Source organism: Blattabacterium sp. (Blatta orientalis) str. Tarazona (assembly GCF_000334405.1).
Lineage (GTDB): Bacteria > Bacteroidota > Bacteroidia > Flavobacteriales > Blattabacteriaceae > Blattabacterium.
In genome coordinates this window covers 420,514-444,514 of sequence record NC_020195.1, presented here as the reverse complement: position 1 = coordinate 444,514, position 24,001 = coordinate 420,514, and the positions used below count along the sequence as shown (strand labels likewise).

Genomic DNA, 24,001 nt, shown 5'->3' with positions numbered 1-24,001 from the left:
TTTATTCTCTTCTATCTAGTTCTTTTTTGATCCTAGCTGCAAGTTCATAACATTCATTGACAACTGCATGATTTAATAAAGCGTTAAGATCTCTTTCTGTCATTTTTTCTAAATCTTGTTGACTTTTTTCTTTGTTAAAAACAAGTGGAACAGAATTTTCAATCCCTTCAGAAGAAGGGAGCTCATTTTCTTTATTATCGATAGGAAATCCATTTTCGAAATAAATTCCAGCCTTATCAAATATTTCTTTTGTAGTATATATGGGAGCTTGAAACCTCACAGCTAAAGCTACCGCATCGGATGTTTTGGAATCTATCTTATGTTCTTTATTTTCTCCTTCAAACAGGATATAAGAAAAAAATATCCCATTGACTAATTTATATATAACAACTGCTTTTAACCTTATATGAAATACTTTAGCAAAAGTAAGAAATAGATCATGTGTAAAAGATCTAGATGGATCTCTTTTTCCTAGAGCATAAGCAATAGATTGGGCTTGCAAACTCTCTATGATAATAGGAAGTTTTATTCTTCCAGATTCTTCTTCCAGTAATAAAACATATATCCCAGATTGTATTTGACTTAAGGATATTCCACGTATAGCTAATCTGATGAGTTTTTCCATAGAAAAAATATATATCTAGATATCACCAAATATACTAAATTTGAAAGTAAATTTTATGGATGATTCATTTAAAAATAGAAATATATAAAATTCTTTGTAAAAATTGTTGTTATATGTAATAATTTTTTTTATATATTTAAGAATCGTATACTGTAACTATGTAAATATTTAAAATTTTTATTATGAATACTTCTATTAGATTTCTAATTCCAACAATTTTTCTATCGTTAGGAGTTTGTCTAATCTCCTGTAATGATGAGATCACTTCTGCTGATGAATCTGGATTAAAAAATAAAAACGAAACATCCCCTTCTATTCCTCCTCCAAATCCTTCCTTTGCTAGTTCTAATCCAACAACACCTACACCCACTCCTATGCCTCCTTTCCTTCCTACTGATCCTTCTGATGAAGATAAACCTTCTTTTTCGATTCCTACTGATCTTAACCAAGAAGATTTATCTAAAAGAATAAAAGAGATAGGTGAAAAAATAGAAAGATTAGAAAGAGAGAGCGAATTTCATCATAATGAATTCTATCAGATGGTTGGGGTACAAAAAGGAATATTGAATGAAGTTAAAAGAAAAAAAACGGTAATGAAATCTAAACCCTATGGTTCAGAAGAACAATTAAAAGCTAAAAAAGAATTTGAAGATCAAAAAAAATTAGGAAAAGAAAGATTAAAAATACTTAGAGAAAAAAATTTGTTTCTGAGTCAACTAACTAAATCTATAACAGAAGCTAAAAATGAACAACTCGCTCTTCAGAAAATACAAGAAGATTTACAAAAAAAAAATAAAAATAAATCAACCAACAAAAACGAGAATACAGATCAAACAACAACACAGGACCAAAAAAACTGATTGATTGATTATTATCTTAATTTATCAAAAAAAAACGGAAAAGGTAGATATTAGATTAGGCTTCCTTTTCCGTTATTATTTTATATAATACTTAAACATTTGAGAACTTTTACATTATGATGAAAGAAAAAACTTTTCGTGAAGTCCTAGCAGAAGCTATGAGTGAAGAAATGAGAAGAGATGACGCTGTATATCTTATGGGAGAAGAAGTGGCTCAATATCATGGAGCTTATAAAGCTTCTAAAGGAATGCTTGAGGAATTCGGCCCAAAAAGAGTTATCGATACACCTATATCAGAATTAGGATTTTCTGGAATAGGAGTAGGTTCTTCCATGAACGGATGCAGACCTATTATTGAATTTATGACTTTTAATTTCTCTTTAGTCGCCATGGACCAAATTATTAATAATGCGGCAAAAATACGTTATATGAGTGGAGGGCAATGGAATATCCCTATTGTTTTTAGAGGGCCTACTGGATCTGCTGGACAATTAGGAGCTACACATTCTCAATCTTTTGAAAGTTGGTATGCTAGTTGTCCTGGATTAAAAGTAGTAATTCCATGTAATCCATATGATGCTAAAGGACTTTTAAAATCCGCTATAAGAGATGATAATCCCGTAATTTTTATGGAATCTGAACAAATGTATGGGGATAAAATGATGATTCCAGAAGAAGAATATATTCTTCCTATTGGAAAAGCTGAAGTAAAAAAAGAAGGAACAGATGTTAGTTTAGTTTCTTTTGGAAAGATTATGAAAATGGCCTTAAATATTGCTAATAAATTAGATCAAGAAAACATTAGTGTAGAAGTCATAGATATTCGTACTATTCGTCCGTTAGATTATGAATCTATACTTTTTTCTGTGAAAAAAACTAATCGTTTAGTGATTTTAGAGGAATCCTGGCCTTTTTCTTCAATAGCCTCTGAAGTCTCTTACATTATACAAAAAAAAGCGTTTGACTACTTAGATGCCCCTATAAGTAGAATCACTCTGCTTGACACTCCTGCACCTTATGCTTCTAATTTAATTAAAGCTTGGTTTCCAAATGAAGAAAAAATTATCAAGGCTATAAAAAAACCCTTTATCTTATCTAATTAATACACAGCTTGAACTATCTTATAAATATTTTCTGGTTTATCCATGGTGTAATAATGGATCACTTCCACACCAGAATCTTTTAGTTCCTTAGATTGTTGGATGGCCCATTCAATTCCAATATGAGAAATCATTTTTTTATCTTTTACTTTTTCAATTTCTTTCACTAATTCATGAGGAATATTTAAATAAAAACGAGAAGGAAGACTATTTAACTGTTTTTTAGAAGAAATTGGTTTAATTCCAGGTATTATAGGCACAGTAATTCCTTCTGATCTGCATTTTTTGACAAAAGAAAAGTATTTATGATTATCAAAAAACATTTGAGTCACAATGTAATTAGCTCCTGCTTCCACTTTTTTCTTTAAAAAGAATAAATCACTTTCCATATTTGGCGCTTCTAAATGTTTTTCTGGATATCCAGCTATTCCAATACAAAAATCAAATAATGGAGAGTCTTTTTGTTCGAAAGTATTATCAAGGTATTTCCCATTGTTCAGGTTTTGAACTTGTTCAACCAATTCTACAGCATATTGATGACCGTCTTTTTTTGAAAAAAAACTCTTTTCAGATTTTAAAGGATCCCCTCTAAGAACTAAAACATTATCTATTCCTAAAAAATTTAGATCTATCAAAGCATTTTCCGTCATTTGTCTATTGAAACCGCCACAAATGAGATGTGGCACCGCGTCTATTCCATATTTATTCATAATAGCCGCACAAATTCCTACAGTTCCTGGACGTCGTGAAATAGTTCTTCTTTGTAAAAGTCCGTTTTCTTTTTCTACATAAATAAATTCTTCACGATGATATGTGACATCAATGAAAGGAGGATTAAATTCCATTAGAGGATCTAATGTATAAAAAATATCTTTGATGTCATGTCCTCTTAAAGGGGGTAATATTTCAAAAGAAAATAAACTTTTTTTAGCTTTAGCTATATGATCAGTGACTTTCATAACATAAAAACTTTTTTATTGAATATTATAAAATCCTGTATAAGGAACTAAAACCTTAGGAATATTAATTTGATTGACTGTTTGATTATTTTCTAATAAAGCTGCCATAATCCTTGGTAAAGCCAAAGCGCTTCCATTAAGAGTGTGACATAATTCTATTTTTCCTGTCATGGTTTTATATCTAAGATTTAATCTATTAGATTGGAAATTAGTACAATTAGAAATGGAACTAACTTCTAACCATTTTTTTTGTGCCATAGAATAAACTTCAAAATCATAAGTTATTGCAGAAGCAAATCCTAAATCTTTTCCCATTAAACGAATAAGACGAAATGGCAATTCTAAAGATTTTAAAATGTTTTGAATATGGGAAATCATTTCCTCTAAATAATAAAAAGAAGTATCAGGAGTAGTAATTTGAATAATTTCTACCTTTTCGAATTGATGCAGTCTATTTAATCCTCGTACTTTAGATCCGTAAGATCCAGCTTCTCTTCTAAAACAAGATGTATAAGTAGTGGATTTTATAGGTAAATCTCTATAACTTAATAAATTATTCCTATAACAGTTCATAAGAGGAATTTCTCCAGTTGGAATAAGATAAAAATTATCTTTTTCTATTAAATACATTTGACCTTCTTTATCCGGGATTTGTCCTGTAGAATAGCCTGATATTTCATTAATCAAATAAGGAAAACTGTACTCCTTATAGGAAGCTTGTATATTTTGATCTAAGAAATATTGAATTAAACCTCTTTGCAGTTTAGCTCCTCTTCCAATATATACTGGAAATCCAGATCCACATATTTTTGTTCCTAAATATAAATCAAATAACTGAAATTTTTTGGCTAACTCCCAATGAGGAAGAGCATTTTCAATTCTTATTGAATGAGGAGCTTCTTCTTGAAAAAGAAAATCGTCTTTTTCTAAATTTTTTTTTACTATTTCATCAGGAATATTAGGAATTTGATCTAATTTTTTTTCTAAATTTTGAATAATATTTTTTAATTGAATATGAAGATTTTTTTTTTCTTTTTTAAAGAAAGAGATTCCTCTTTTAAGGATTTTATTGGGATTTTTTTTTCCATTTTTATCACCTATAATATGGCTTATTTTTTTGGAAATTTTATTTTCATTCTCTGAGATTTTATTGATCTCATATTGTATTTTTTTCTTACTTTTATCTAAGATTAATATCTCATCTATTAAGTTTATTTTTTCAAATTTTCTTTTTTCTAGTCCTGATAAAATTTTTTCCCTGTTTTTACGTATGAAAGAGACTTGAAGCATAGAAAAAATTAAAATCGTATTTATAAGTCTTCACAAGATACAAATAATATATTTTCTATCTTTGCATAATGCGTGAATCTTTTTTTCATAAAAAATTTGATCAATACTTTTTAAAAGACAAAAATATAGCTAAGAAAATTGTCAAGAATCTTTCTTTTCAAAATTATAATACTGTCGTTGAAATAGGTCCAGGATTAGGAATATTGACTCGTTATTTATTAACTCCATGGCGCAAAGTATTTTTAATAGAAATTGATAAAAAATTAATCCTGTTTTTAAGAAAAAATTTTTCAGTTTCTAAAAATCAAATCATACACAAAGATTTTTTAAAATGGAATCCTGAAGAAATGAATCTAAAAAACTTCGCAATAATTGGAAATTTTCCTTATAGAATTTCCTCTCAAATTTTATTTCATATATTAAGATATAATCAATACATCCCAGAATGTATTGGAATGTTTCAAAAAGAAGTAGCCGAACGTATAACATCTCATGAAGGAAATAAAACCTATGGAATTTTATCTGTTCTCGTACAAACATTTTATGAAGTGAAATATCTGTTTACAGTAAATAAACATGTTTTTTTTCCTATCCCAAATGTAAAATCTGCCGTAATTTCTTTAAAGAGAAAAGAAAGAAAAATTTTCTGTAATAAGGATCTTTTATTTCAATGTGTGAAAATAGCTTTTAATCAAAGAAGGAAAACTTTAAAAAATGCTTTACAATATTTTATTAAAGAAACGCCAAATTATTATGACCTCCCATTCTTAAATAAAAGAGCAGAACAATTATCTGTAAAAGATTTTCTTCAATTAACAAAAGAAATAGAAAATAGAAAATGACTCAATTATTAAATGGAAATAAATTAGCTATCGATATAAGAAAAGAAATTTCTAAGGAAATAGAAAAAAGCATACGAAATAAAAAAAAGAGACTTCCTCATCTTGGAATCATTTTATTAGGAACTAATAGTTCCAGTTTAACCTATGTAAACAGCAAAATACAAGAATGCAAAAATATCGGAATAGAATCTTCATTAATCCATTTACCAAATGATAGTTCAGAAAGAGAATTATTAAAAGAAATTCAAAAAATGAATAAAAATCCGTTAATAGATGGTTTTATAGTTCAATTACCTCTTCAAAAGCATATCAATTCAGATAAAATAATTATGTCTATTAATCCAAGAAAAGATGTAGATGGATTTCATCCAGAAAATTTTGGAAAAATGTCTTTGGATATGAAGGCATTTTTTCCTGCAACCGCACTAGGCATATTAACTATTTTAGAGAGATATAAAATAGAAATATCTGGAAAACATACTGTGGTTATTGGAAGAAGTCGTATAGTAGGAAGACCCATAAGTATTTTAATGAGCAGGAAAAACTATCTTGGAAATAGCACGGTAACACTTACTCATAGTCAGACTCCAAATATAGATTACTATACAAAACAAGCAGATATCATTATAACTGCGGTAGGGAATCCTGGTTTTTTAACTGGAAAAATGATTAAAGAGGGAGCTATAGTTATAGATGTAGGTATAACTAAAGTAAAAAATGGAAAAAAATCTTTTTTAAAAGGAGATGTTGATTTCAATAGTGTTTATGGAAAAGCTTCTTATCTAACCCCTGTTCCAGGTGGTGTAGGCCCTATGACCCGCATTATGCTTATAAAAAATACTTTAATAGCAGCATTAAATAATGAAAATAAATAACGTTTCTTTTCCTGTTAAAGAGACCTTTTATTCTATACAAGGAGAAGGTTTTTTTTCTGGAATAGCCGCCTATTTTATTCGTTTTGAAGGATGCAATATTCAATGTGATTGGTGTGATACAAAAAGTAGTTGGAAAATAGAAAAAAAGGATTTTTTAACAGTTCATAAAATCATTAATAATATCAATGAAAAGGTAAAAACTATTGTTATTACTGGTGGAGAACCTATGATGTGGAATCTAACTCCTTTAACAAGTCTTCTTAAAAAAAAAGGATATCGCATTCATGTTGAAACTTCTGGATCTTATCCTATTCACGAAAAAAATATAGATTGGATCACCATTTCTCCTAAAAAGAAAAAACGTCCTTTGAAGGAAAATTACAAAAAAATGAATGAATTAAAAATAATTATTTGTAATGAAAGCGATTTTTCTTTTGCAGAAGAACAAGCTTTTTATGTTAAAAAATCCAATTGTGTATTATGTTTACAACCTGAATGGAAAAACAACATTAAAATACTTCCAAAAATAATTTCTTATATAAAAAATCATCCTAAATGGAAAATATCTCTTCAAATTCATAAAATATTAAATATTCCTTAATGGTTTTTACTTTTATGTCTCTTTTCTAAAAGATTTATTACGTTATGAATAGTCACCCCTTTACTATATAAAAGAAGAATATAATGAAATAACAAATCCGCAGATTCATTCAAAAAAAGACTTCGATTATTGTCTTTAGATTCAATAATCATTTCAACAGCTTCTTCTCCTAATTTTTGAGATATTTTATTAACCCCTTTTTTGAATAATTTAACAACATAAGAATTTTCATCTTTTTGATTGACTCTATTAGAAATTATATTCTCCAAATGAAACAAAAAATTCATTTTATTCATTTCTTTCCAACAGGTATCCGTTCCTTTATGGCAAATAGGACCTGTAGGTTCTGCTTTAATCAATAATGTATCTCTATCACAATCAATCAATATCTTTTTGATTAAAAGATAATTTTTACTAACTTCTCCTTTGGTCCACAGTCTTTTTTTAGACCTACTATAAAAAGTCACTTTTTTTTCTTCAATACTTTTTTTATACGCCTCTTGATTCATATAACCAAGCATTAAAACTTTATTAGTTTTGTTATCTTGAATAATAACAGGAATCAAATCGTCTTTAAAATTTATTTGTTTTATTGGAACATCCTTCATTTTTTAATTTATTTGTTAGTTCTAACGGGAATATTATGATAATTTAAATAACATTTTAACTCAGAAATTTCTATTTCTTTATAATGAAAAATACTGGCGGCTAGAGCAGCATCCGCTTTTCCACTTTTAAATACTTGATAAAAATCTTCTAATTTCCCAGCACCACCTGAGGCTATAATAGGTATAGAAAGTTTTTCAGAAATTTTTTTAGTGATATCTAAAGCAAATCCGTTTTTTGTCCCGTCATGATTCATAGAGGTTAATAAGATCTCTCCAGCACCCATATCAGCTCCTTCTTTAGCCCAATCTAAAGCTTTTTTCCTGGTAGAAACTCTTCCTCCGTTTAAATAGACCCTCCATTCATTTTCTTCATATTTTGCATCAATTGCTAAAACTATACATTGACTTCCAAATCTTCTGGAAAGAATTTCTAAAATTTTTGGCTTTTTAAAAGCTGCAGTATTAATAGATATCTTATCAGCCCCTGCATTTAATAATAATTCAACGTCTTTTTCTTCCTCTATTCCTCCTCCTACTGTAAAAGGAATATTTATATGACGAGAGATTTCTCTAACTAAACTTGAGAAAGTCTTACGTCTTTCATTTGTTGCTGTGATATCCAAGAAAATTAATTCATCAGCACCTTGTTGCGTGTACCAACTACCCAATTTTATGGGATCTCCAGCATCTTTTAGATGTTGAAATTTCACTCCTTTTACAGTTCTCCCATTTTTTATATCTAAACAAGGTATAATACGCTTAACTAACATAAATAATTTTATTTATCTTCCTTCCAATCTATAAGATCTGACAACGATATCTTATTTTCATATATTGCCTTTCCGATAATAACTCCATGACAGCCTAAATCGTCTAATTTTTTTAGATCCTCTATATTCCTTACTCCTCCACTTGCAATAAATTCAATATCGGGAAATCTTTGAAGAATTTCCTCATATAAAGAAAAAGAAGGACCGGAAAGGTTCCCATCTTTATATATGTCCGTACAAAAAATTTTTCTCACCCCATGACTTTTTTTTTCTTTTAAGAAATCCCAAAAAGGAATTTCATACAATTTAGTCCATCCATTCACAGCTATTTTATTGTCTCTAACATCCACTCCAAGAAGGATTTTTTCATTTCCATAAATATGGATCCATTTCTTAAAAAGAAATGGATCTTTTACCGCAATACTCCCAACTGTGGCCATGCAACCTCCATTCTCAAATACAATTCGTACATCTTCATCAGTATGAATCCCCCCTCCAAAATCAATAATTAAATGTGTGAATTTTGCTATTTTTTCCAAAACTTTCCAATGAATAACTTTTCCCTTTTTTGCCCCATCTAAATCCACTAGATGTAATCTAGATATTCCATGATCTTCTAGTAAAAAAGCAACATCTAACGGATCTTTATTATAAATTTTTTTTCTTTTATAGTCTCCCTGTATCAAACGAACACATTTTCCATCAATAAGATCTATAGCTGCTATAATCTGCATTATATGAGTAATTTATATTATAATAATCGAATAAAATTTTCCAATATTTTATGTCCTATATAAGAAGATTTCTCTGGATGAAATTGGACGGCGTAAAGTTTTTTTTGTATTGCAGAACTATACGGAATGATATAATCTGTTTCAGCTACGGTCTCCTTTCCCAAAGGAGCATAATAACTATGAACAAAATATTGATAACTTCCATCTGGAATATTTTCAAATAAAGGTCCTTTTAGCTTGTAAATGGTATTCCAACCAATTTGAGGAATTTTATCATTTTTATCTTCTGAATGAAATTTTTTAACAAACAAATCAAAAATCCCCATGCAGGTTGTGTTACTTTCTTCTGAATACTTGCAAAGTAATTGCATTCCCAGACATATTCCTAGTACAGGTTGTTCTAATTTAGATAGAAGAATATCTAATTTTTTTTCTCTCAAGTATTTCATAGCAAAATTAGCTTCTCCTACTCCAGGTAGAATGATTCTTTCCGCATTTTGAATAGATTTTTTTGAATCGGTAACAATAGCTTCTACTCCTATTCTTTCCAAAGAAAAAAGAACAGATTGTACATTTCCAGCAGGATATTTTACAATAATTGTTTTCATAATTTTTTCATTAAAAAATTTTTACAACATTCCTTTAGAACTAGGCAGCTTATTGGTTCTATTTTTTTTTATCGCCATTTTAATAGCTTTAGCAAAAGCTTTAAAAATGGATTCTATTTTATGATGATCGTTTTTTCCAATAGCGTGAACATAAAGATTACATCTTGCAGAATAGGAAAAAGATTTAAAGAAATGAATAAACATCTCCGTAGGAACTTTCCCTATTTTTTCTCTAATAAATTTTGCCTTCCAAGTTAATTGACTTCTACCTCCAAGATCTAATGCAACTGTAGCCAAACAGTCATCCATAGGAAGAGAAAAAAAACCATAACGTTCTATTCCTCGTTTATCTATAATAGATTGATAAAAAATTTCTCCTAAAGTAATTGCTGTATCTTCAATGGTATGATGTTCATCTACCTCAAGATCTCCTATTGTATGAATATTTAAATCCATAAGACTATGGAAGGCCATTTGTTCTAAAAGATGATCTAAAAAACCTAATCCTGTTTGTATTTTCGCTTTTCCTTCTCCATAAAGTTGAATAGTTATTTTTACGTCTGTTTCTAATGTTTTTCGTTTATGTTTAAAAATTCTTTTAGTAGACTTTAAATATTCATAAATCCTTTCCCAACTATCAGTTTCTAACGCAATGATCTTTTTTAAGGATTTTTTTTCTATAGATAAGTTTTTTTCTTCCATAAGAATATTAGGATTGATCCATATAGATTTACATCCCAAATTTTTAGCTAACAAAACATCAGTTAATCTATCTCCAATCACAAAAGATTTTTCAAGATTGTAACCAGAATGAAAATAAGAAGTCAACATTCCTATTCCAGGTTTTCTTGTAGGAGAATTTTCTTCTGGAAAAGTTCTATCTATATGAACAGAAGAAAAATGAATTCCTTCCGTTTTTAATATTTTTAGAATATGATTATGTATAGGCCAAAAATTTTTTTCAGGAAACTTATCCGTTCCTAATCCATCTTGATTGGTAACCATCACAAAATCATAATTTAATTCATGAGCTATTTTAGTTAAAAAAAATAGAACCCTTGGATAAAAATTCACCTTTTCAAGAGAATCAATTTGATAAGTAGGCGGGGCTTCTTGAATGATGGTTCCATCTCTATCAATAAATAATATTCTTTTCATTATCCTTTTTTTATCCCAATATGTTGAAACATTTAAACGAAATTTTCAGAGTATTCTTTGATTTTATCTATCAAATATTCATTTTCTTCATGAGTTCCTATTGTTATTCTTAAACATTCATTACAAAAAATAATTTTTGAACGATCCCTAACTACAATATTTTTTTCTATCAAATATTTATAAAGGTTTTTTGATGAAAAAGGAACTTTAACTAGTAAAAAATTGGAAGAACTAGGATAAACTTTTTGTATAATGGAAATTTTATTTAGAGACTCCTCCATATATTTTCTTTCTGAAAGAATGCTTTTTAAATAGTAAAAAAATAGATCTTTATTATCAAGTGCCTGAATAGCTATTTTTTGAGAAATTTTACTGATATTATAGGGATATTTAATTTTATTCATCCATTGAATGATCTTTTCAGAAGTAATAGCTATTCCTATTCTCAATCCAGCTAATCCCCAAGATTTAGAAAGCGTTTGCAAAACGATTAAATTCGGATATTTATCTATTTCTAGAGAAAAAGATTCTTGATCTGAAAAATCTATATAAGCTTCATCCAAAACGACGATTCCTGTAAATTTATTTATAATTCTTTGAATATCTTGTTTTTTCAAATCATTTCCAGTAGGATTATTCGGAGAACAAATAAAAATTATTTTGCTATATTGATTAATTTTATCTTCTATTTGTTTCAAATTTAATTGATATTCCTCTTCAGTTAAAAAAACTTTCACTACATCTACTCCATGAATTTTTCCACTTACTTCATACATACCATAAGTAGGAGGAAAAATGATAGAATGATCTATTTTTGGACGAGAAAAGATACGATAAACTAAATCAATAATTTCATCACTTCCATTTCCCAAAAAAATTTTAGATGAAGGAATATTTTTAACCTCTGATATTTTCCTTTTTAATTCTTTCTGTAATGGATCTGGATATCTATTATATGAATTAGAAAAAGATAAAGGAGCTCCAAAAGAATTTTCATTAGCATCTAAAAAAATGGAATTTTTTCCTTGATTGTATTCTTCTCTAGCAGATAAGTAAGGATCTACATTCAGAATATTTTCCCTAATTAAAGATTTTAAATCAAAATTTTTACTAGTCATGATGCATTTTCATTCATTTTTCAATCGAATATCAATGGATTTTTTATGTGCTATTAAACCTTCTGTTAAAGATAGTTCACCAACACATTTTGATAAACCTCGTAATCCTTTTTTGGTAATTTTTTGAAAAGTTATTTTTTTTATAAAACTATCTACAGATACTCCACTATAAGATTTTGCGTACCCATAAGTAGGAAGCACATGATTTGTTCCAGAAGCATAATCTCCCACACTGACTGGAGAATAATTTCCCAGAAATACAGATCCAGCATTTTTTATTTTATCTCCCCAATAAGAAGCATTATGACAATTAATGATTAAATGTTCTGGAGCCACTTGATTGATCAAATGAATGCTTTCTTCCAAAGAAGAAAGAACAATCATTTTGCTCCTTTCCAAAGATTTTTTCATAATATTTTGTCTAGTGGAAAAACTAGTTAATTGTTTTTTTAATTCTTTTTTTATTTTTTCCATCCAGGATATACTTATGGTAATTAAAAGAATGTAACTTTCTGGATCATGCTCTGATTGAGAAATTAAATCAGAAGCAACATATTCTGGATTGGCTGTTTCATCTGCTAAAATAACAACTTCTGAAGGTCCAGCAGGCATATCTATAGAAACTATTCTTTTTTGTGCTACAATTTGTTTAGCTAGTGTAACATAAGAATTTCCTGGACCAAATATTTTGTAAACAGAAGAAACACTTTCAGTTCCATAAGCCATAGCAGCAATAGCTTGAGCTCCTCCTATTTTATAAATTCGTTTTATTCCTATATACTTAGCTGTATATAAAATGGATGGATGTATTTTTCCATTTTTATTTGGAGGAGAGCACAAAATAATATCTTCGCATCCAGCTAAATTACTAGGAATTCCTAACATTAATACAGTAGATAATAAAGGGGAAGAACCTCCAGGGATATATAAACCTACTTTTTCTATAGGAACAGATTTTCTCCAACAAATAACTCCTGGAGAGACTTCTATTTTTGATTCTTTCTGTATTTGTGGTTTATGAAAAGATTGGATGTTTTCATGTGCGACTTCAATAGATTTTTTCAAACAATCTGAAATGTTTTTACTGGATTCATTTATTTCTTCCTCAGAAATTTGAATATGTTTTAAATTCACATGATCATATTTTTTTGTATAGCTTTTTAAAGCTAGATCCCCGTATAGTTTCACATTATTTATAATAGGCAAAACTAAATCACTCAATCTAGAAACATCTCGTATAGATCTTTTTATAATAGATTTCCATGTTTTAAATGGAGGATGTATATACACTTGAATGTCCATAAATAATATCTGTTAAAGTATAATTTTTTCTATGGGAAGTACTAATATATCTTGTGCCCCAAGCGCTTTTAAATTTTCTACAATTCCCCAAAAATCATTTTCATTTACCACAGAATGGACAGAACTACATTCTGAATTTGCTAATGGAAGAATGGCTGGACTTTTGATTCCTGGAAGATAAGATATTATTTTTTCTAATCGTTCATTAGGGACATTTAAAAGAATATATTTATTATTTTTAGCTTTTTTTACAGCTCGTATTCTAAATAGAAGTTTATCCATGATAATATTTTGTGGGGACCCCAAATGAAGATGAGAGGCTAAAACAGCTTCAGATTGAAGGATGGTTTCTACTTCTTTTAATCCATTCATAAAAAGTGTAGACCCACTACTCACTAAATCACAAATACAATCTGCTAATCCTATTCCAGGAGCAATTTCCACTGCTCCAGATATTTCGTGAATTTCCGCTTTTATATATTTTTTTTCGAAAAATTCTCTAACTAAAAAAGGATAACTAGTTGCAATTTTTTTTCCGTTTAAATCATTTGTATCTCTATATATCAAAGATTTAGGAACTGCTATGGAAAGACGACATTTTCCAAACCCCAAAGTTTCTTTGATTTGTATTTTTTTTCTTTTCTCTAAAAGAACATTTTTTCCTACAATTCCTATATCCGCTACTCCATCTTCTAAATATTGAGGAATATCATCATCTCGTAGGAAAAGGATTTCCAACGGAAAATTAAGAGCTGTTGTCTTCAATTTATCTATCCCAATATTAATCTCAATGCTGCAATCTTTAAGCAACTTTATGGAGTCTTCATAAAGACGACCTGATTTTTGAATAGCTATTTTAAGTTTATCCATATAAAAAATAATAAAAGCTTACTTTTTGTAAGCTTTTTATTTTAGTAATCTTTATAGATTTAGATTTAATGCATTACAGCAAATATAAAAAACTATTTTGAATATTCTTTAACCTTTTTGAAACTCTAATGATTTAGATGATTACTTTTAATTATTATTAATAAAATATTTCTTTTTTCCTATGAAAATTATTAGTTATAATATTAATGGAATTAGATCTGGAATAAATAAAGGATTGCTCCATTGGATTAAATCTTCTCAACCAGATGTTCTATGTTTACAAGAAATAAAGGCATCTAAAGAACAAATTAAAACAAGTTTATTTGATTATCTTGGTTATTATCATTATTGGTTTCCTTCAACGAAAAGAAAAGGATATAGTGGAGTAGGCATTTTATGCAAAGAAAAACCTCATCACATAGAATATGGAATAGGAATAGAATCCATTGATACAGAAGGTAGAGTTCTACGTATTGACTTAAAAAAAATATCAGTGATAAGTCTTTATATTCCTTCTGGAAAACATCTAATAAACAGATTAAATTTTAAATTCTATTTCATGGATAATTTTTTTTCTTACATAAAAAAAATTCAAAAAAAATTAAAAAATCTTGTCATTTGTGGAGATTATAATATCTGTCATCATGAAATAGATATTCATGATCCTATACGAAATAGAAAAATTTCCGGTTTTTTACCAGAAGAAAGAAAATGGATGAGTGATTTTTTAAATTTAGGATTTATAGACAGTTTTAGAAATTATGTTAAAGAGGCTAATCATTATAGTTGGTGGAGTTATTATTCTAATGCAAAAAAGAATAATAAAGGTTGGAGAATTGATTATGCTATGGTGAGTAGATCTTTAAAAAATAAGATGAATAAAGCTTATCTATTACCTGAAATACCATATTCAGATCATTGCCCAACTGTATTAGAAATTGAAATAAATTAAAAATAGAAAAAATGACCTGACTGGGATTCGAACCCAGGACCCTTACATTAAAAGTGTAATGCTCTACCAGCTGAGCTACCAGGTCTTCATAATTTCTTGTGAGCAAATATACTACAATAAATTTTGTGTTTTTATGAAAATTACTCTAATCGGATATATGGGAAGTGGAAAAACTTCTATAGGAAAAATTTTATCTAGAGAATTAAAATTGGATTTCTATGATTTAGATGCTATCCTTGTAAAGGACCAAAAGGATTCTATTTATAATATTTTTCAAAAAAAAGGAGAAAATAATTTTAGAGAAATAGAACATTTAATGGTTAAAAAATTTTTAAAAACACATCAAAAATATATTCTTTCTGTTGGTGGAGGGACCCCTTGTTATTATAATAATATGGATTTATTAAATAAATTTTCAAAAACTTTTTATCTGAAAACCCAGAGTTATATTTTATTTAAAAGATTATATAAAGAAAAAGCAACTAGACCTTTAATAGCTCATTTATCTAAGAATGAATTATTTCAATTTATCATTCAGCATTTATCCAAAAGAATCTTTTTTTACGAGAAATCTTATAAAAAAATAGAGGTCCATGGAAAATCTGAATACAAAATAGTTGAAGAAATTGTAAAACATTTAATAGAATTATGAAGAATTTCTCATATGATCATTTTTTTTTAGAGAAAATTATAAAATCTTTTTCCTTAGTAGAAAAGAAAAAAATTTGTGTAGCTGTAAGTGGTGGATTAGATAGCATGGTTCTTTTAAATTTATTACTTCTTGTCCCTAACCTTACATTAGGAGTAGCTCATTGCAATTTTACTCTTAGAGATAAAGAATCTAATGAGGACGAAAATTTTGTGAAAAATTTTTGTGTAAAAAAACATATTTTATGTCACGTAAAAAGATTTAACACTTTTGATTTTTCGAAAAGAAATAAGTTTTCTATACAAATGGCAGCTAGAAAACTTAGATATGATTGGTTTGAGGATTTATTAGAGAAACATTCCTATGATCATATGGCATTAGGACATCATTTAAATGATTCAGTAGAAACTTTTTTTATCAATATAATGAGAGGAACTGGACTAAAAGGGTTATTAGGGATTCCTATAGAAAATAGAAAATTTATTCGTCCTCTTTCTAGTTTTACTAAAGAAGAAATTTTACACTATGCTAAAATGAAAAAAGTTAATTGGAGGTTAGATCACAGTAATCAAGAAAAGAAATATTTAAGAAATAAAATACGTCTAATCACATCTACTTTTTCAGATTCTTTCTACAAAGGATTTAAAAAAAGTATAAAATATCTTCATCAGGAAAATTTAGTTATAGAAAGTGAGGTAACAAAAATTAATAAAGAGATTACTATGGAAAAAAAAGAGAATCCATTTTTTTGGAAAATTGAATGCAAAAAAATTAAGGAATTACAACCATTGTCTTTTTATTTATTCAAATTATTTTTTCCATATGGATTTTCTAATATAGAAGATTTAAAAAACCTTCTTTATGCACAATCTGGAAAACAATTATTCTCAAAAAAATATCGAATTATCAAAAATAGAAATCATTGGATTTTGGTAAAAAATCAAAATTCTTCAAAAGAAATATATATGATATCGAATCTAAAAGATCATAAAAAAACTTATTTACCCATTCATCTAAAATTTTTTTTGAATCCAAAAAAAAAAAATAATAACAGAAGCATCCTTCATAGATTTAGATAAAATTCAATTTCCTTTACAATTAAGAACATGGAGAAAAGGAGATTTTTTTTATCCTTTAAACATGAAAGGGAAAAAAAATTAAGCAAATATTATAAAGAAAAAAAATTTTCTCTTTTTGAAAAGGACCATACCTGGTTATTAGTTAATGGAAATGAGAGAATTATTTTGATTGTAGGAAATCGTTTAGATGATAGATTTAAAGTAACAGAAAAAACAAAAAGAATATTGGGAGTAAAAATATAATTGATTTATTATACCTTATTAATGCAAATACCATTAGGATTTTTTTTAATTTTGGAAAGAATTAGTTATTCTATTTATGAAAATACATAATTTCAATGCAGGTCCTTCTATTTTGCCAAAACAAGTGATTAGGAAATCAGCTCAATCTGTCGTTGATTATAATCAATGCGGATTATCTTTACTTGAAATCTCTCATAGAAGTAAAGATTTTCTAGAAATAATGGAAAAAACCACTGATTTAGTAAAACGTGTGATGAATTTAAATGAAGACTATGCTATTTTATTCCTTCAAGGAGGAGCCACATTGCAATTTAGTATGGTCCCATATAATTTGATGAGAAAAGAAGCAGCTTATTTAGACACAGGAATATGGGCTTATAATGCAATTAAAGAAGCGGAAAAATTTGGAAAAGTAAGAATCCTTTTTTCTGGAAAAAAAAAGGACTATACATATATATCAAAAACTTATCAAGTTCCAGATGAAGTAGATTATTTTCATTGTACGTCGAATAATACCATTGTAGGGACACAAATGAAAAAATTTCCTCATACTACTATACCAATAGTTTGTGATATGTCTTCCGATATTTTTAGTAGAAAATTAAATTTTTGTCAATTTAGTTTAATCTATGCTTCTGCTCAAAAAAATGTAAGTTCTGCAGGAATGACTATTGTTATAGTAAAAAAAGAAATTTTAGGAAAAATAAAAAGAAATATTCCTTCCTATCTTGATTATAATATTCATATAAAAAATAACAGGATTTTAAATACGCCAAATGTATTTTCTATTTATACTTCTATGCTAACTCTAGAATGGATAGAAAATAAAGGAGGTCTTTCTATTTTAGAAAAAGAGAATCAAAAAAAAGCAAAATTATTATATGACGAAATAGATAAGAGTAATTTATTTGAAAATAAAATTCATAAAGAAGATCGTTCGAATATGAACGTTTCCTTCTTTTTAAAGAAAAAAAATCTAGAAAAAGAATTTAATTCCATGTGGAAAAAAGGAAATATTGTAGGATTAGATGGTTATAGATCTTTAGGAGGATATCGTGCGAGTATATATAACGCGCTTCCATTAGAAAGTGTTCAATTTTTAATTGAGATAATGAAAGAATTTGAAAAAAATTTTCTTAAAAAGAAAAAAAATGAAAGGTCTTGAATGTAGATTTTTTTCCATCAAAAAATCCATCCCTAAAAACATTAAAATTTTAGCTGTATCTAAAAACCAAAATATCTCTTCCATAGAGAAATTATATCAAATAGGACATAGAGATTTTGGAGAAAATTATGTTCAAGAAATGATCAAAAAATATCAAAAATTACCGAAAGATATTCATTGGCATATGATTGGAGGAATTCAGAAAAACAAATTGAAATACATAGTTCCTTTCATTCATCTCATCCATAGTGTTCAAAACATAGAACATCTTCAAATAATTAATAAAGAAGCTTTTAAACATAATCGTGTAATAAAATGTCTATTACAAATAAAAATTTGTAATGAAAAAAATAAAACTGGCATAACAAATCAAGAAGCAGATAATATCATGAATAATGATATTTATCATCATATGAAAAATGTAAAAATTATTGGATTAATGGGGATGGCTTCTCTTCATGGTTCTACTCAAAAAATAAAACAGGAATTTTATTCTTTAAAAAAATTATATAATGAATATCAAAGAAAATACCAACATCATATTCTATCCATGGGAATGAGTAATGATTATCCCATAGCTATAGAATATGGAAGCACCCATATTCGGTTAGGGACATCTCTTTTTGGAAAAAGAAAACTACCCTAAAATAGATTTTATATATTCTCGAATACTAGATTCCAATCTAGTTTTATTTAATGATTGAATGAAAGAACTTCCTATTATTCCTCCATTTGCATATTGACATGAAATTTCAAAGGTTTTTTTATCTCTTATTCCAAATCCAATTAATTTAGGTACATGTGTAGAAAGTTTTTGTATTCTCTTAAAATAGGAAATTTGCTTTTCTCCAAAAGGAATGGGCTCTCCAGTTACAGAATTAGAAGAAATTAAATATAAAAAACCATCGGTTATTTCACTTAATAAGGAAATTCTATCTGGATCTGTTTTTGGTGTAATCAAGAAGATCATAGATAACAAATGTTTTTTAAACATTTTTTGATATTTTTCTACAAAAACATTGACAGGTAAATCTGGAAAAATTAGTCCAGATACCCCTGATTCATTACTTTCTTTTAAAAACTTTTCTTCTCCAAATTGATAAAACTGATTGTAATACCCCATAAGAATAATAGGGGTTCTTATAGAATCTTTAATCTTTTTTATTTGTGAAAATAACAAAGAAATATTCATTCCATTTTTTAACGAAATTTTATTACTATTTTGAATGACTATTCCATCTGCTAAAGGATCCGAATAAGGAATCCCTATTTCAATTAAATCTACAGGAAGATCCTGTAAAGTAGTTACTATTTTTTCTGTACTACTTATGGTTGGATAACCTGCTGTGAAATAAATGCACAATATATTTTTCTTTTTTAATTCAAAAAATTTATGTAGTTTGTTCATATTTAGAATACTTATCAAAAAATTTATTATAGACATTAATATCCTTATCTCCTCTTCCCGATAAATTAACAATAATCACATCGTTTATTTTAGACGGAATTTTTTTTAATGCAGCTAATGCATGAGCACTTTCCAATGCAGGAATAATTCCTTCTAATCGGATCAAGTCATATCCTGCTTGCAAAGCTTCTTCATCTGTAGCATGTAAAAAATTTACACGTTTTTTTAAAAAAAGATTTGCATGCATAGGCCCTATTCCTGGATAATCTAAACCAGCTGATATAGAATAAGTAGGAAGTACCTGACCGTCTTTATTCTGTAAAAGAAAGGTCATACTTCCATGTAATACTCCTTTAGTTCCGCAATGTATAGAAGCAGCTGTCTTTTTTGTATGTACTCCTAAACCAGCAGCTTCCACTGCAATGAGATTTACGAAATCATGATCTAAAAAATGATAGAAAGATCCCGCGGCATTACTTCCTCCACCTATACAAGCGATAATATAATTTGGAAATTCACATCCTTCTTTCTCTTCTAATTGTTTCTTTATTTCTTCGCTTATAATCGATTGAAAATCGGCAACCATTTGAGGATACGGATGAGGACCTATTGTGGATCCTATTAAATAATAACATTCTGAATGATTGATCCAAAAACGAATAGCTTCATTAACTGCATCTTTAAGTGTTTTATCTCCACTAAGAACTGGAATAACTTTAGCTCCAAGAGCCTTCATTCGTAACACATTAGAAGATTGACGTTCCATATCTTTCTCGCCAATAAAAATCATACATTCTAAATTCATTAAAGCACAAGTAGTAGCTGTTGCTACTCCATGTTGTCCTGCACCGGTTTCAGCAATAATTTTTTTTTTCCCTAATATCTTAGCTAATAAGGTTTGACCTACCGTATTGTTAATTTTATGGGATCCCGTATGATTTAAATCTTCTCTTTTAAGATAAATTTTACCTCCATATTTATCGGAATATTTTTTACTAAAAAATAAAGGAGTAGGTCTTCCTACGTAATTCTTTAATATATTTTTAAATGATTTTTGAAATTCTGAACTTTTAATAATTTTTTGATAATGAGTTTGTAATTCAATTATTTGTCCTTGTAACATTTCAGGAATAAAAGCTCCTCCAAATGAGTCGTAATATCCATTTTTATCTGCTAAGTATTTCATTATTCTCTTATTTTTTTCATAAAACTGTTTACTGCTATATTTATTTTTTTTTCCTGGCTCTATTTCAAATTGACTATTAATATCAATTCCAAACATTTTAGAATGCGAATGAAAAAAATTTTTAATCTTATCAAAATCATTCTTTCCTAAACCACCACTTAAAAAAAATGGAACATCAAAATTATATTCATATAATTTTTCCCATCTGAATTTTTTTCCACTTCCTCCATAGGATAGGGTTTTAGTATCAAATAAAAAATAATCACATAAGGATATATAATCTTTAACCTTTTTGAAGGAAAAAGATTCTTCTATACTAAAGGTTTTTATTAATTTTAAGCCTTTTTTTAACAGATTTTCACAATAAAAAGGACTCTCTTTTCCATGTAATTGAACAAAGTCCAATTTTTTTTCTTTACTAATTTTTAATACATTGTATTTTGATTCATTCACGAAAACTCCCGTTTTCAATATTCCTTTTTTTAATTTTGGAGGAATGAAATCATATCCTACAAATCTAGGAGAACTAGGATAATAAATAAAACCTAAAAAATCTGGAAATAAATTAGATATTTCTTGTATATGAAATTTCATTCCGCATACCTTTATTTTTAAATGCCTAAATTTCATTGTGATTTTTATTTTCGTGACTTTTTAATGCATTAATCATATTTCTACAACTCTTTCCAGGATCTTTATCTTTCATGAAATTTTCTCCAATTAAAAAACCTTGAAATCCTTTTTTTCGTAAATGCAGAATACTTTCAACATCTGTAATTCCACTTTCTGCCATTTTCATATAATTTTTAGGAATTTTTGAAACTAATTTTGAACAATTTTTGAAATCTACAAGAAAGGTTCGTAAATTTCGATTGTTAATTCCTATGATATCTGAATTTTCTGTCAATTTTTCTATTTCTTTTTCACAGTGTATTTCTATAATCACTTCTAAATTGATACTCTTTGCTAAAGAAGCAAAATCTTTAATTTTTTTCTTAGAGAGAATTTCTGCTATCAATAAAATAACATCAGATCCTATAGATTTTGATTCTATAATTTGATATTCATCAATAATAAAATCCTTTCTTAATAAAGGAATAGAAACAATTGAACGTGTTTTTGTTAAGTTTTCATTTTTTCCAGAAAAAAAGGAATAATCTGTAAGAATAGATATTCCACTAGCACCAGCTTTTTCATAATCTTTGACCACTTTTTCCATGGATATTGTATCATTGATTATTCCTTTAGAAGGAGACTTACGCTTAAATTCTGCAATAATTCCAGCGAAACTTTTTTCTATACTCCTAACTAAAGAAAGAGATTTTCTATTAAATAGAATACTCTTTTCCAGTTTTTGTATGGGATAGAGGATCCTATTTTTGGATACTTCTTTTTGCTTTACAGAAATAATTTTATCAAGAATATTCATAAATCTAACAACTTTTTGAGAATATTTTTAGCTTTTCCGCTTTCCAGAGAATATTTCGCTTTATCATAATTATGTTCCCAACTATCTTTATTTAAAAGACTCAAGGCAAATGTAGCGTTGATTAAAACAACTTCATTTTGAGCTACAGTTCCTTCTCCAGATAATACTCTAATAAATATCCGTGTATTTTCTTCCGTATCTTTTCCACCTTTTAATTCCTCAGGATTAATCTTATTTTTTCCTAATTCTTCTACAGTATAAAATTCTTCTCCATTTGGAGAATAACATTTTATATCCCCAGTAAGTGAAATTTCATCATAACCATCTAAGCTGTGAATGATCGCGTAATTATTCTCCGTATTTTGATATATATAATAATACATTCTGGCTAATTCTAGATTGTGAACTCCTAATAATTGATTTTTTGGTTTTCCAGGATTTAATAATGGTCCAAGTAGATTAAAAAAAGTTCTTATGCCTAGTTCTTTCCTTATAGAAGACAGGATATCTAATGTCGGATGAAATATAGGAGCATGTAAATAACAAAATCCCGCTTCTTCTAATTGTTTTCTTAATTTTTCTTCTTTATTCGTGAAATGGTAACCTAACTCTTCTAAAAGATTTGAAGATCCAGTTCTGGAGGAAAAACCAAAATTTCCATGTTTGATTACTTTTTCTCCTGCTCCTGCAACAATAAAACATGCTAGAGTAGAAATATTGAAAGTATTTTTTCCATCTCCACCTGTTCCAACAATGTCAATAGCATGAAAATCTGTTAGATTCACTGGAATACATAATTCCATCAAAGCCTTCTGAAATCCTAATATTTCATCTAAAGAAGGTTTTCTCATGTTATACACTATTGCCATGGCCATGACTTGAGTAGGATTTATTTTTCCTTTTAATAGATCTATAAGAATATTTTTAGCTTCTTCTTTTGTAAGAGTTTTTTCTAAAAAGAGATGATTCAATATTTTTAACATAATTAATTCATATTCAACCAATTATCTATAATTTTTTCTCCATATGGAGTTAAAATAGATTCTGGATGAAATTGAACTCCACGTACATCATAAAATCTATGACGTAAAGCCATAATTTCTCCTTTATCTCCAATAGCTGTAATCTTAAGATCTCTAGGAAAATTTCGGGGAGAGATGATCCAGGAATGATAACGTCCAACTTTTATCTCTCTAGGAATTTTTTGAAAAAGAATTTCTTGTGGATCAACAATTTTGATTAAACTAGTTATTCCATGATAAACTTCTTTAGTATTTAGAAGAGTAGCTCCAAATACTTCTCCTATAGCTTGCTGACCTAAACAAACTCCAAAAATACTTTTAGTAGAAGCATATTTTTTGACTAAAGGTTTTAAAATATGCGCCTCATCAGGAATACCAGGCCCTGGAGAAAGAATTATTTTTCTGTATTTTTCTATATCCGAAAGTTTAATTTCATTGTTTCTAGATACTTTTACAGGATTTTTTGTAAGTTTTTTTACTGCGTGAACAAGATTGTATGTAAAAGAATCATAATTATCCAATATTAGTATTTTACTTCTCATACTTCT

At 27.8% G+C, this 24,001-nt stretch carries 27 protein-coding genes and 1 tRNA gene; 11 read left to right on the top strand and 17 right to left on the bottom strand.

Annotation, left to right across the window (positions count from 1 at the left end):
• Position 1 precedes the first annotated feature (1 nt).
• Positions 2-625: a bifunctional nuclease family protein gene (locus BLBBOR_RS02225; RefSeq protein ID WP_015370811.1), complete on the bottom strand. Its 624-nt coding sequence runs from the start codon at positions 623-625 to the stop codon at positions 2-4.
• Between the two features lie 182 nt (positions 626-807).
• Here BLBBOR_RS02225 and BLBBOR_RS02220 point away from each other — a divergent pair, with 182 nt between their 5' ends.
• Together BLBBOR_RS02220 and BLBBOR_RS02215 are read left to right on the top strand one after the other, a co-directional pair.
• On the top strand, positions 808-1,485 hold the full coding sequence (locus BLBBOR_RS02220; RefSeq protein WP_015370810.1) for a hypothetical protein: 678 nt from the start codon (positions 808-810) through the stop codon (positions 1,483-1,485).
• A gap of 119 nt (positions 1,486-1,604) precedes the next feature.
• Positions 1,605-2,588 carry a pyruvate dehydrogenase complex E1 component subunit beta gene (locus BLBBOR_RS02215; protein ID WP_015370809.1) on the top strand — a complete coding sequence of 328 codons (984 nt, stop codon included), beginning with the start codon at positions 1,605-1,607 and terminating at the stop codon, positions 2,586-2,588.
• Here the strand turns inward: BLBBOR_RS02215 and metF are convergent.
• A complete protein-coding gene (metF, locus tag BLBBOR_RS02210; protein ID WP_015370808.1) occupies positions 2,585-3,544 on the bottom strand; it encodes a methylenetetrahydrofolate reductase [NAD(P)H] in 960 nt (319 codons plus the stop codon). The genes BLBBOR_RS02215 and metF overlap by 4 nt on opposite strands.
• Before the next feature lie 15 nt (positions 3,545-3,559).
• Positions 3,560-4,834 (bottom strand): serine--tRNA ligase, encoded by a 1,275-nt coding sequence (gene serS / locus BLBBOR_RS02205; RefSeq protein WP_015370807.1) that lies wholly within the window; start codon positions 4,832-4,834, stop codon positions 3,560-3,562.
• Positions 4,835-4,902: 68 nt separating this feature from the next.
• Here serS and rsmA point away from each other — a divergent pair, with 68 nt between their 5' ends.
• The 3 genes from rsmA to BLBBOR_RS02190 are packed head-to-tail and all read left to right on the top strand — an operon-like array spanning position 4,903 to position 7,152.
• Complete coding sequence (gene rsmA / locus BLBBOR_RS02200; protein WP_015370806.1) at positions 4,903-5,676, top strand: 16S rRNA (adenine(1518)-N(6)/adenine(1519)-N(6))-dimethyltransferase RsmA; 774 nt, start codon at positions 4,903-4,905, stop codon at positions 5,674-5,676.
• Positions 5,673-6,551, top strand: coding sequence for a bifunctional 5,10-methylenetetrahydrofolate dehydrogenase/5,10-methenyltetrahydrofolate cyclohydrolase (locus BLBBOR_RS02195; RefSeq protein ID WP_015370805.1), 879 nt, complete (start codon positions 5,673-5,675; stop codon positions 6,549-6,551). Before rsmA ends, BLBBOR_RS02195 begins: the two co-directional genes overlap by 4 nt.
• Positions 6,538-7,152 (top strand): 7-carboxy-7-deazaguanine synthase QueE, encoded by a 615-nt coding sequence (locus BLBBOR_RS02190; RefSeq protein WP_015370804.1) that lies wholly within the window; start codon positions 6,538-6,540, stop codon positions 7,150-7,152. Before BLBBOR_RS02195 ends, BLBBOR_RS02190 begins: the two co-directional genes overlap by 14 nt.
• Here BLBBOR_RS02190 and hisIE read toward each other — a convergent pair.
• The 8 genes from hisIE to hisG are packed head-to-tail and all read right to left on the bottom strand — an operon-like array spanning position 7,149 to position 14,320.
• Positions 7,149-7,760: a bifunctional phosphoribosyl-AMP cyclohydrolase/phosphoribosyl-ATP diphosphatase HisIE gene (gene hisIE / locus BLBBOR_RS02185; RefSeq protein WP_015370803.1), complete on the bottom strand. Its 612-nt coding sequence runs from the start codon at positions 7,758-7,760 to the stop codon at positions 7,149-7,151. The two genes, BLBBOR_RS02190 and hisIE, sit on opposite strands and share 4 nt — an antisense overlap.
• Before the next feature lie 8 nt (positions 7,761-7,768).
• On the bottom strand, positions 7,769-8,530 hold the full coding sequence (gene hisF / locus BLBBOR_RS02180; RefSeq protein ID WP_015370802.1) for an imidazole glycerol phosphate synthase subunit HisF: 762 nt from the start codon (positions 8,528-8,530) through the stop codon (positions 7,769-7,771).
• Between the two features lie 8 nt (positions 8,531-8,538).
• On the bottom strand, positions 8,539-9,264 hold the full coding sequence (hisA, locus tag BLBBOR_RS02175; protein WP_015370801.1) for a 1-(5-phosphoribosyl)-5-[(5-phosphoribosylamino)methylideneamino]imidazole-4-carboxamide isomerase: 726 nt from the start codon (positions 9,262-9,264) through the stop codon (positions 8,539-8,541).
• Positions 9,265-9,281: 17 nt separating this feature from the next.
• Positions 9,282-9,872: an imidazole glycerol phosphate synthase subunit HisH gene (hisH, locus tag BLBBOR_RS02170; protein ID WP_015370800.1), complete on the bottom strand. Its 591-nt coding sequence runs from the start codon at positions 9,870-9,872 to the stop codon at positions 9,282-9,284.
• 21 nt (positions 9,873-9,893) lie between these two features.
• Entirely contained in the window at positions 9,894-11,030 is a 1,137-nt protein-coding gene (gene hisB / locus BLBBOR_RS02165) for a bifunctional histidinol-phosphatase/imidazoleglycerol-phosphate dehydratase HisB (RefSeq protein WP_015370799.1), read from the bottom strand.
• Positions 11,031-11,062: 32 nt separating this feature from the next.
• On the bottom strand, positions 11,063-12,148 hold the full coding sequence (gene hisC / locus BLBBOR_RS02160; protein ID WP_015370798.1) for a histidinol-phosphate transaminase: 1,086 nt from the start codon (positions 12,146-12,148) through the stop codon (positions 11,063-11,065).
• A 9-nt stretch (positions 12,149-12,157) separates the two neighbouring features.
• Entirely contained in the window at positions 12,158-13,450 is a 1,293-nt protein-coding gene (gene hisD / locus BLBBOR_RS02155; protein WP_015370797.1) for a histidinol dehydrogenase, read from the bottom strand.
• 12 nt (positions 13,451-13,462) lie between these two features.
• On the bottom strand, positions 13,463-14,320 hold the full coding sequence (gene hisG / locus BLBBOR_RS02150; protein WP_015370796.1) for an ATP phosphoribosyltransferase: 858 nt from the start codon (positions 14,318-14,320) through the stop codon (positions 13,463-13,465).
• A gap of 181 nt (positions 14,321-14,501) precedes the next feature.
• Between hisG and BLBBOR_RS02145 the strand changes: the two genes are divergently transcribed.
• Positions 14,502-15,272: an exodeoxyribonuclease III gene (locus BLBBOR_RS02145; RefSeq protein WP_015370795.1), complete on the top strand. Its 771-nt coding sequence runs from the start codon at positions 14,502-14,504 to the stop codon at positions 15,270-15,272.
• A 12-nt stretch (positions 15,273-15,284) separates the two neighbouring features.
• Here the strand turns inward: BLBBOR_RS02145 and BLBBOR_RS02140 are convergent.
• Positions 15,285-15,357, bottom strand: a tRNA-Lys gene (locus BLBBOR_RS02140).
• Between the two features lie 48 nt (positions 15,358-15,405).
• On the opposite strand from BLBBOR_RS02140, the gene BLBBOR_RS02135 reads away from it, so the two are divergent.
• From BLBBOR_RS02135 to BLBBOR_RS02120, 5 genes are all read left to right on the top strand, one after another.
• Complete coding sequence (locus BLBBOR_RS02135; protein WP_015370794.1) at positions 15,406-15,924, top strand: shikimate kinase; 519 nt, start codon at positions 15,406-15,408, stop codon at positions 15,922-15,924.
• Positions 15,921-17,000: a tRNA lysidine(34) synthetase TilS gene (tilS, locus tag BLBBOR_RS02130; RefSeq protein ID WP_015370793.1), complete on the top strand. Its 1,080-nt coding sequence runs from the start codon at positions 15,921-15,923 to the stop codon at positions 16,998-17,000. The genes BLBBOR_RS02135 and tilS overlap by 4 nt, the downstream gene beginning before the upstream one ends.
• A gap of 27 nt (positions 17,001-17,027) precedes the next feature.
• A complete protein-coding gene (locus BLBBOR_RS03310; protein WP_235043212.1) occupies positions 17,028-17,243 on the top strand; it encodes a tRNA lysidine(34) synthetase TilS C-terminal domain-containing protein in 216 nt (71 codons plus the stop codon).
• Between the two features lie 76 nt (positions 17,244-17,319).
• A complete protein-coding gene (serC, locus tag BLBBOR_RS02125) occupies positions 17,320-18,408 on the top strand; it encodes a 3-phosphoserine/phosphohydroxythreonine transaminase (RefSeq protein WP_015370792.1) in 1,089 nt (362 codons plus the stop codon).
• A complete protein-coding gene (locus tag BLBBOR_RS02120) occupies positions 18,395-19,054 on the top strand; it encodes a YggS family pyridoxal phosphate-dependent enzyme (RefSeq protein ID WP_015370791.1) in 660 nt (219 codons plus the stop codon). Before serC ends, BLBBOR_RS02120 begins: the two co-directional genes overlap by 14 nt.
• On the opposite strand, the gene trpA is transcribed toward BLBBOR_RS02120, so the two are convergent.
• From trpA to BLBBOR_RS02095, 5 genes are read right to left on the bottom strand one after another with little or no spacing between them, the layout of a single operon-like run.
• Positions 19,046-19,816 (bottom strand): tryptophan synthase subunit alpha, encoded by a 771-nt coding sequence (gene trpA / locus BLBBOR_RS02115; RefSeq protein WP_015370790.1) that lies wholly within the window; start codon positions 19,814-19,816, stop codon positions 19,046-19,048. The two genes, BLBBOR_RS02120 and trpA, sit on opposite strands and share 9 nt — an antisense overlap.
• Positions 19,800-21,596 (bottom strand): bifunctional phosphoribosylanthranilate isomerase/tryptophan synthase subunit beta, encoded by a 1,797-nt coding sequence (locus tag BLBBOR_RS02110; RefSeq protein ID WP_235043211.1) that lies wholly within the window; start codon positions 21,594-21,596, stop codon positions 19,800-19,802. Before BLBBOR_RS02110 ends, trpA begins: the two co-directional genes overlap by 17 nt.
• Before the next feature lie 25 nt (positions 21,597-21,621).
• A complete protein-coding gene (gene trpC, locus BLBBOR_RS02105; RefSeq protein ID WP_015370788.1) occupies positions 21,622-22,431 on the bottom strand; it encodes an indole-3-glycerol phosphate synthase TrpC in 810 nt (269 codons plus the stop codon).
• Positions 22,428-23,414 carry an anthranilate phosphoribosyltransferase gene (gene trpD, locus BLBBOR_RS02100; protein ID WP_015370787.1) on the bottom strand — a complete coding sequence of 329 codons (987 nt, stop codon included), beginning with the start codon at positions 23,412-23,414 and terminating at the stop codon, positions 22,428-22,430. Before trpD ends, trpC begins: the two co-directional genes overlap by 4 nt.
• A 2-nt stretch (positions 23,415-23,416) precedes the next feature.
• Positions 23,417-23,995 carry an aminodeoxychorismate/anthranilate synthase component II gene (locus BLBBOR_RS02095; RefSeq protein WP_015370786.1) on the bottom strand — a complete coding sequence of 193 codons (579 nt, stop codon included), beginning with the start codon at positions 23,993-23,995 and terminating at the stop codon, positions 23,417-23,419.
• Positions 23,996-24,001: the final 6 nt, after the last annotated feature.